Annotated in this window: 7 protein-coding genes; 3 read left to right on the top strand and 4 right to left on the bottom strand. The window is 63.6% G+C overall.

What is annotated here, in order from left to right:
• Positions 1 to 27 precede the first annotated feature (27 nt).
• Positions 28 to 486 carry a dUTP diphosphatase gene (dut, locus tag AABA34_RS16385; RefSeq protein ID WP_338303402.1) on the bottom strand — a complete coding sequence of 153 codons (459 nt, stop codon included), beginning with the start codon at positions 484 to 486 and terminating at the stop codon, positions 28 to 30.
• Positions 483 to 2165: a bifunctional phosphopantothenoylcysteine decarboxylase/phosphopantothenate synthase gene (locus AABA34_RS16390; protein ID WP_338303403.1), complete on the bottom strand. Its 1683-nt coding sequence runs from the start codon at positions 2163 to 2165 to the stop codon at positions 483 to 485. The genes dut and AABA34_RS16390 overlap by 4 nt, the downstream gene beginning before the upstream one ends.
• Positions 2166 to 2324: 159 nt before the next feature.
• On the opposite strand from AABA34_RS16390, the gene AABA34_RS16395 reads away from it, so the two are divergent.
• Positions 2325 to 2705: a DUF4345 family protein gene (locus tag AABA34_RS16395; protein ID WP_034955490.1), complete on the top strand. Its 381-nt coding sequence runs from the start codon at positions 2325 to 2327 to the stop codon at positions 2703 to 2705.
• Here the strand turns inward: AABA34_RS16395 and ubiB are convergent.
• Together ubiB and AABA34_RS16405 are read right to left on the bottom strand one after the other, a co-directional pair.
• The gene (ubiB, locus tag AABA34_RS16400; RefSeq protein ID WP_034955492.1) at positions 2702 to 4261 is read right to left on the bottom strand and encodes a 2-polyprenylphenol 6-hydroxylase; all 1560 of its coding nucleotides are present in this window, start codon (positions 4259 to 4261) and stop codon (positions 2702 to 2704) included. The genes AABA34_RS16395 and ubiB overlap by 4 nt on opposite strands.
• 4 nt (positions 4262 to 4265) lie before the next feature.
• Positions 4266 to 5039, bottom strand: a complete 774-nt coding sequence (locus AABA34_RS16405) for a class I SAM-dependent methyltransferase (protein ID WP_084155810.1) — start codon at positions 5037 to 5039, stop codon at positions 4266 to 4268.
• 54 nt (positions 5040 to 5093) lie between these two features.
• On the opposite strand from AABA34_RS16405, the gene mutM reads away from it, so the two are divergent.
• Together mutM and rpsT are read left to right on the top strand one after the other, a co-directional pair.
• Positions 5094 to 5909: a bifunctional DNA-formamidopyrimidine glycosylase/DNA-(apurinic or apyrimidinic site) lyase gene (gene mutM, locus AABA34_RS16410; RefSeq protein WP_034955882.1), complete on the top strand. Its 816-nt coding sequence runs from the start codon at positions 5094 to 5096 to the stop codon at positions 5907 to 5909.
• A 135-nt stretch (positions 5910 to 6044) separates the two neighbouring features.
• Entirely contained in the window at positions 6045 to 6305 is a 261-nt protein-coding gene (rpsT, locus tag AABA34_RS16415; protein ID WP_034955495.1) for a 30S ribosomal protein S20, read from the top strand.
• The last annotated feature ends 357 nt before the right edge of the window (positions 6306 to 6662 follow it).

A 6662-nucleotide genomic window follows, 5' to 3' on the forward strand; every position in this document is an offset into this window, starting at 1 on the left:
AATCCGATCGCGAACAGGCGGTCAAGATTACAGACGCGCGTGGCCGCCGGTTGATCCGAAGCCGCCCGCGCCCCTTTCGGTCGCGTCGAGTTCGTCCACTTCGGCCCATGCCGCCTGCACCACCGGGGCGAGCACCAGCTGCGCCACCCGGTCTCCGCGCGCGATGGCGAAATCCTCGGTCCCGTGGTTGATCAGCAGCACTTTCAATTCGCCGCGATAATCGCTGTCGATGGTGCCGGGCGTGTTGGGCACGGTGATGCCGTGCTTGAAGGCAAGGCCCGAACGCGGACGCACCTGAATTTCGTAGCCTTGCGGGATCGCCATCGAAAGGCCGGTCGCCACCGGATGCCGCGCACCCGGGGCAATCGTCACGTCTTCCGCGCTGACGACATCCATGCCCGCCGCGCCATCTGTGGCATAGGCGGGCAGCGGCAGGCCTTCGCCGTGAGGCAGCCGCTTCAGCTCCACCTTCACCGGTGCGCTCATTGCGCGGCCTCGGCAGCAAGCGCTTCCGCCATTTTCTGCATCAAGGACATCGCCACTTCGCCCTTGGGCATTTCGTCGAGGCTTTCGACGCCATCGGCGCTGACAATGTGGACGCGGTTGGCATCGCCGCCCATCACATCGCCCGAAACATCATTGGCGATGATCCAGTCGCACGCCTTGCGCTTGCGCTTCTTCTTGGCGTTTTCGACGACGTTTTCGGTTTCGGCGGCAAAGCCGATCACCATCGCCGGCCGGTTTGACGCCGCCGCGAGATTGGTGAGGATATCGGGGTTTTCAGTCAGCATCAGCGCAGGCGGAGCGGAGCCGCGCTTCTTAATCTTCTCTTCGCGATATTCCTTGGGCCGCCAATCGGCCACCGCGGCCACCATCACGGCGGCATCGCAGGGAAGCGCGCGTTTGACGGCGGTGCTCATTTCCTCGGCGCTTTCGACATCGATCCGCTCGACCCCGGCCGGGGTCTTGAGCGCGACCGGCCCGGCGACCAGCACGACATCCGCGCCCAGTGCGGCGGCGGCGGCGGCAATGGCAAAGCCCTGTTTCCCGCTCGAACGGTTGGCGATGTAGCGCACCGGATCGATCGATTCCCAGGTCGGCCCTGCGGTGACGAGGACCTTGCGACCTTCGAGCGGCCTGTGTCCGGCATCCAGATTGAACTCGGCGGCGATGTCGCCTTCGTCGGCTTCGATCGCCTCGGCCTTTGCAGGAGCCGCCTGCTTGGCCGCGATCTTGGCAGGGGCGGGCTTCTTCGCCTCGACCTCTTCGGGCGCGGATTTGCGATCGTCGACTTCGTGATTGATCGCCTCGGTATCGGTCGGCGGCGCAGCCCCGGCCTTGCCCTTGGTCGCTAGCGGCGAACCTTCGAAGTCGGGATTGAACTCGATGTCCTCTTCCTCGACCAGTTCGGCTGCCTCGGCATCCTCGGGCAGTTCGTCGAGGCCCAGCGCGGCCATTTCGGCTTCGATCTCTTCGGCGCTGCGCTTCGCAGTGGAGCGCGGAATGATCCGCGACAGCAGCCCGCCAAGCCCGCCGCCCGTGGAGCTGTCATCCTCGGGCTCCAGCGCCTCGACCGCGTCATTCGCAGCCACGGGCGCGGGGCTTTCGTCTTCCACCTCGATGCCGAAATGCGCGGCGACCGCGCGCCAGATGGCATTGGGTTCAGGCAGGCGGCCATAGCCGAATTCACCGCAGGCCATCGCCCCTTCATCGGGGTGCAGCACGGTGACGCCCGCATCCTTCAACCACTCGACATTGCGCTGGGTCGATTCATGTTCCCACATCTTCACGTTCATCGCGGGAACCGCCATCACCGGCTTGTTGGTGGCGAGGATCAGAGTGGTCGCGAGGTCATCGGCAATGCCCGCCGCCATCTTCGCCATCAGATCGGCGGTGGCCGGGCAGACCACAATCAGATCGGCTTCGCGCGACAATTCGATATGCCCCATCTCGACCTCGTTCTTGAGATCGAACAGGCTGGTGTAGACCTGATTTTCGCTGAGCGCCGCGAGCGACATGGGGGTGACAAACTGTTGCCCGCCTTTCGTCACCACGCAGGTAACATCGGCCCCGCCCTTGCGCATCAGGCGAACAAGCTCGCACGACTTGTAGGCCGCGATCCCGCCACCCACGACCAACAGCACCTTTGGTCCCGTTGAAGCCATCCCCGTCACACTCCTAACCACGCCATCGAACGGCTTTTCGCAAACTCCCTAGCGCCCTGCCCCAGCCGCGCCAAGTCCAGCCTACGCCTTGCTCCACGATGGTTAATATTGTGCTTAGAAGCGGGCGTCGCCATAAGCGGGCGCGAGAGGGGATTATCCATGATTATCGCATTGCGCATCGCGCTGGCCCTGCTGGGCGTGCTGTTCGTTTCGATGGGCTTCGGCTTCCTGACCGATCCGGTCACTGCCGGGGGCGATTTCGGCCTCGTGGCCGATGGGGCGCAGGGCCTGTCCAGCATCCGTGCGGATTTCACCGCGTTCTTCTGGGTATCGGGCGGCGCGTTCCTGCTGGGAGCGTGGAAGCGCAATGGCGACCTGTTGCTTGTCACTGCGGCGTTGATGGGGATCACCCTGGCCGGGCGCGGGGTCAGCCTTGCGCTCGATGGCACATATGCGGCGTGGTTCCTGCCAATGACGGTCGAGGCGCTGGCCGTGGCCCTGGCACTGATCGGCAGCCGGGTCTTGCCGGAAAAGGCTTAAAGCAAGCCCGCCAGTGTGGCTGCGTAAACGGCGCCCGCGCCTGCCAGTCCGGCGATGAAATAGCCCAGCCACCCGCCGCCCGATCCTTCGCGGCGATCGGTCAGCAGCTTGATCTCCGGCAGCGGCGGAGGTTCCGGCGCGCCGCCCTTGGGCGGGAATTTCTCTTCCAGCCGCCGGATCAGGCCCGGCAGGCGGAACAGCGTTTCGGTATCTTCCTTGATCCGGTCGGCAACCGCCGCTTCCGGCCCCAGCTCGTCGCGGATCCAGCTGCGCACATAGGGTGCGGCGGTGTCCCACATGTTGATGTCGGGGTTCAACTGCGTCGCGATCCCTTCGACCATCACCATCGTCTTCTGCAGCAGCAGCAGGTGCGGCTGGGTCTGCATGTCGAAATCGCGGGTGATCGCGAACAGCCCGTCGAGCATCTGGCCGACCGACAATTCCTTCACCGGCTTGCCGCGCATCGGTTCGCCCACGGCGCGCAGCGCGGTCGCGAATTCTCCGACCGAATGATAGCTCGGCACATACTGCGCCTCGAAATGGATTTCGGCGACGCGTTTGTAATTGCCCGTGGTCAAACCATAGAGGATTTCGGCAAGCCATTGGCGCGCACGCCGATCAATCCGGCCCATGATGCCGAAATCGATGGCAACGATGGTGCCGTCCGCTTCGACGAACAGATTGCCCTGATGCATGTCGGCATGGAAGAAACCGGCGCTGATCGCCTGAGTCAGGAAACTGATCACCAGCCGTTCGGCAATCGCTTCAAGATCGTGTCCGGCGGCGACGAGTTCGTCGCGCTTGGAAATCTTGATCCCGTCGACCCATTCGATCGTCATCACCCGGCCATTGGTGCGATCCCAGTCGATTTCGGGAATGCGATAGCCGCCCACGCCGTTCATTTCCTCGGCCAGTTCGCTGGCGGAGGCTGCTTCGCGGCGCAGATCGAGCTCGGAATTGGTCCAGCGCTTGAAGTTGGCGATGGTCAGGCGCGGGCGCAGACGCATCGCCTCCCCGCCCATCGCCTCGACATGGGCGGCGGCCCATTCATAGGTCTGGATGTCGCGCGCGAATTTCTCGCGGATGCCGGGGCGCAGCACTTTGACGGCGACCTTGCGGCCGTCCGTGGTGATACCGCGATGGACCTGCGCGATCGAGGCCGCGCCGACCGGGTTCGGATCGATTTCGGAAAACAATGCCTCGATCGGCTGGTCGAAACTCGCTTCGATCGCGGCCTTGATCTTGTCGAAGGAAACCGGCGGCAGATTGTCCTGCAGGCTCAGCAGATTGTGCGCCGCCTCTTCGCCGACCAGATCGGGCCGGGTGGCGAGAGATTGCCCCAGCTTGATCGCGGCCGGGCCGATGGCGCGGAATGCCCCGGCGTAATCGCGCGTGCCCTTCTTCGAAGTGAAGGTCGCCAGCCGTGCAAGGCGCGCCAGCCGCCGGACGGGGGCTGGTGCGTTCGGGTCTTCCTCGATCCCCACCAGCGCGCGGCGGCGGGCCAGCGTGATGCCCCACCGCGCAAGGCGGAAAAGATGCGTCGCAGGAGCGGTCATGCGCTCAGACTTTCCATCCCGAATGGATCGCGACAGCACCGCCAAGGATGATCTCGGCCTTGGTGTTCACAAATCCGGCCGAGCGGATCATCGCCTCGAATTCGGGCGCGCGGGGGAATTTGCGGATCGATTCGGCCAGATAGCGATAGCTTTCGGTGTCGCCCGCAACGACCTGCCCCATGCGCGGCATCACGTGCATGGAGTAGAGATCGTAAATCTCGCGGAAGCCCGACCAGTCGGTGACGGAAAACTCCATGCAGAAAAACCGTCCGCCGGGCCGCAGGACGCGATAGGCCTCGGCCAGCGCCTTGTCCTTGAAGGTGACGTTCCGGATCCCGAAGACGATGGTGTAGGCATCGAAGGTGTTGGACGCGAAAGTCACTTCTTCCGCGTTCTGGTTCGAAAAGACGAGGCTGCCTGCGCCTTCTGCCTCGTCGCGCTCCATCGCGCGCTCGGCCCCGACATCAAGCATGTCCTGATTGATATCGGCCACGGTGACATTCGCACCCCGATCGGCCATGCGGAAAGCGATGTCGCCGGTGCCGCCGGCCATATCGAGAATATTCTCACCCGGTTGCGGTTTGACCCGCTTGACGAAACGGTCCTTCCACCCGCGATGCATGCCGAAACTCATCACATCATTCATGATGTCGTACTTCTTCGCCACGCTGGTGAAGACCTCGCCCACGCGGCGGGTCTTTTCCTCGGGGGTGACGTTTTCATAGCCGAAGGAGACGGTGCCGCCTTCTCCGTCCGTCATTGGGGTGCTGTCAGTCATACCGATCCCCTAGATGGAATTGTGCGACGCGCAAAGGGTGATAAGGGCATGAACATGCCTGAATTGCCCGAAGTCGAAACAACGGTCCGCGGTCTGGCGCGGTTCCTTGACGGAGAGCGGATCGAGCGGGTGACGCTCAACCGCGCCGATCTGCGCCGTCCTTTCCCGCCTGAACTGGTGCAGGTGATGACGGGCGCGCAGGTGACGGGGCTGTCACGTCGGGCGAAATACGGGTTGATCCATCTCGATCGCGGCGCGACCATGATCTTCCATCTGGGCATGAGCGGGCGCTGGCGGATCGATCCCGAGCAGCCCGAAAAGCACGATCACCTGTTGCTGGAAACAGCCGGCCACAGCTTCGCGCTGCACGATCCCCGACGGTTCGGATCGGTCGATCTGGTCACCACCGATACGCTCGACGCATGGCCGCAATTCGCCGCGCTCGGCCCGGAGCCGCTGGGGCCGGGCCTGACCGCCCGCCACCTGAAGGCCGCGCTCAAGGGCAAGGTGCAATCGATCAAGCTGTGCCTGCTCGATCAGCGAATCGTCGCGGGGCTTGGCAATATCTATGTGTGCGAGGCGCTGTGGCGCGCAGGTATCCGCCCCACCAAGCCCGGTGGCAAGGTCACGGGGCCGCAGCTTGAACGGCTGGTACCGGCGATCCGCGACGTGCTCGAAGCCTCGATCCGCGACGGCGGCTCGACCTTGCGCGATTATGCCGCGCCCGACGGGGAATTGGGGTATTTCGCGACCTCCTTCGACGTTTACGGTCGCACCGGGGAGCCGTGCCGCCGCGCCGATAGCGGAACGATCAGCCGCATCGCGCAAGGTGGGCGCAGCACCTGGTTCTGCCCGAAATGCCAGAAGTGAGGGATTTCTTGACGATTCGCGCTGCCGCGACTATGTGCGCCGCTTTCCGGCGGTGAATCGCCGTTTTTCGGACAAATCCAGATTTCATCCGGTCGCCTGACGCGGCCCGAACAGAACGCGAGACAGAAAACAGTTATGGCCAATACGCCGCAAGCCCGTAAGCGCATCCGTCGCAACAATCGCCGCGCCGAAATCAACGGTGCGCGCATGAGCCGCATCCGCAGCTTCGTGAAGAAGGTCGAAGCCGCATGTGAAGCTGGCGACAAGGATGCAGCGGCTGCTGCGCTGAAGGCTGCTCAGCCGGAACTCGCCCGCGGCGTGGCTCGCGGGGTGATGCACAAGAACACCGTCGCGCGGAAGATGTCGCGCCTGACGAAGCGGGTTGCCGCTCTCTGATTCGGCAATCGCGCCCGTGATTCGGGCGCAGCGCTGACAAAATCCATGCTGTCTTCGGACAGCCAATACGGTTAAGGGTCGTGTCTGCGGGCGCGGCCCTTTTGCTTTGCGACGAATGTGACAGCGACGCGGGCCAAGAATGTCAGGAATTCCCGCGATTCGCGCCGCCTGAACTGGCCATATCCCGATTTTTCAATGACTTGAACGGAAGTCTGCGGGGTTGCGCCGAGTCAACAAGAATATTTAAATTTTATTGCAATTCCGCGCTTGCGCTCATCCGCTGCCGGGGCTTTAGTTGCCTCTCACCCGGAGCGGGACAGTCCGGGGGTCTTACAGAGTAGGCGACGGGTCACCCTC

The organism is Erythrobacter sp. Dej080120_24 (assembly GCF_036322605.1).
GTDB lineage: Bacteria > Pseudomonadota > Alphaproteobacteria > Sphingomonadales > Sphingomonadaceae > Erythrobacter > Erythrobacter aurantius.